This window comes from Streptomyces sp. NPDC056160, from assembly GCF_042268205.1.
Classification (GTDB): Bacteria; Actinomycetota; Actinomycetes; order Streptomycetales; family Streptomycetaceae; genus Streptomyces.
This window is the reverse complement of the sequence record NZ_JBHJUW010000342.1, coordinates 1-1,571: the sequence shown is the minus strand read 5'-3', so window position 1 is coordinate 1,571 and position 1,571 is coordinate 1. Positions and strand designations below refer to the sequence as shown.

General features: G+C 74.2%; 2 protein-coding genes. Both read right to left on the bottom strand.

The window, feature by feature from the left end:
- The coding region (locus ACFC02_RS42590) for a hypothetical protein (RefSeq protein ID WP_376368416.1) at positions 1 to 239 on the bottom strand (239 nt) is incomplete at its 3' end.
- Between the two features lie 274 nt (positions 240 to 513).
- Positions 514 to 1,299 (bottom strand): TIGR03936 family radical SAM-associated protein, encoded by a 786-nt coding sequence (locus ACFC02_RS42585; protein WP_376368414.1) that lies wholly within the window; start codon positions 1,297 to 1,299, stop codon positions 514 to 516.
- Positions 1,300 to 1,571 lie beyond the last annotated feature (272 nt).

The window sequence follows — 1,571 nt, the reverse complement described above, 5'->3', positions numbered from 1 at the left end:
GGCTGCGCCTCGGGCTCCGCGTCCACGGCCCCGGCGGCGCCACCGTCCGCCGGCTCCGCGAGCGCGGTGGCCTCGGCGGGTGCCGCGCTCGCCGAGGTGATCTCGGCGGGTGCCTCGGAGGCGGCGACCGGCGGGCCCGCCGGTCGCGACGCGGCCCGGCGCCGACGACGCGGCGGCAGGGTGTCGCTGGGGGTGTTCAGTTCTTCGGAACCCTGGGTGGGTTCGGTCGGTTCAAGCATGCGGGCGAATCTCCCGTCAGGCTCCCGGGCGCCGCGCCTGGTCCGGTACCGATCGCAGGGATCGGCACCGTTGACGTCCGCGGCCTCGCGGTTGCGCGATGGCCGCCGTCCGGGGCGCGGGCGCCGCACGGGAGCACTCTGTGTCCTGTCTCGCCGGTTCCGTACGCCTTGTCGGTACGGCCTGGCGAAAGTCTTCTGGTCGGTGCGCTGCCCGACCCAGGTGGCTCCCGAGTACGAGGGCGGCGCTTCGACGTCCGTCCCTACGGAACCTTCCCTAAGCCGGCGCCTTCGCGGCGGCGGAGTCGGCGGCCCCTGGTGAAATGGCCGGGGCGGCCGGGTCTGCCTCGCGGTCGGGCGCGAGCGGGTCGGTCACCGTGCCGGTCTCTTCATCGAGCAGCCCCTGCGCCAGCCTGGTCACCGCTGCGGGGACCGGCGGCGCCAGGTCGGCCACGGCGCGGAGACCGGACAGGACGTCGTCGGGTCGTACGGCAGGCGTCACGTGCCGAACAACCAGCCGCAGTATCGCACAGGGCTGGTCGCGCGGCCGATCGGCCGCCGCACCAGGCGTTTCCACGCAGCCCAGACCCACGACCGCGGGACGGGCGTCGAAGGTGCGCACACCGTTCTTGGTCCGGCGCTGTACCTCGACGCTCCCGGCGCCGTTGAAGGCCGCGACCGCACGGTCCGCCTCGGCCGGGTCCACGCCGTCCAGCCGCAGCTCCCACACGGAAGCCGTCAACCGGTCGGCGAGCCCCGACGTGCGGGCCTCGACCGCCTCGACGATGTCCAGCCCGGCGGGCATCGACTCGTCGAGGAGGACGCGCAGCCGCTCCGGGTCGCGGGACGCGGTGAGCGAGATCTCCAGGTACTCCGCCTCACTGCCCGTGCCGGTGGGTGCGGCATTGGCGTAGGACACCTTGGGGTGCGGAGTGAACCCCGCCGAGTACGCCATCGGCACCTCGGCGCGGCGCAGCGCACGCTCGAAGGCGCGCTGGAAGTCACGGTGGCTGGTGAACCGGAGGCGGCCGCGCTTGGTGTAGCGCAGTCGGATGCGCTGCACCGCGGGTGCGGGCGGCGGGCCTTCGGGCTGTCGCTTGCCCAGTGTCGTTCAGTCCTTCGTGAGAGCGGTCCTACTGCTGTCAAGAGTACGTGTCCCCCGGCCGGGAGGTTCCCGCCGGGCCACCGGCGGCGCTCACCGCGGCTCCCCGGACCGCGTCCTTCGCGCCTCCGCCCCGCGCACGGGCTCCACGGACATCCACCACAAGAGGGTTTCCGGAATCCGCCCGACCACGCCCCGGACGTCGGCAGCGGGCCGGTCCGCCACTTCGGTGG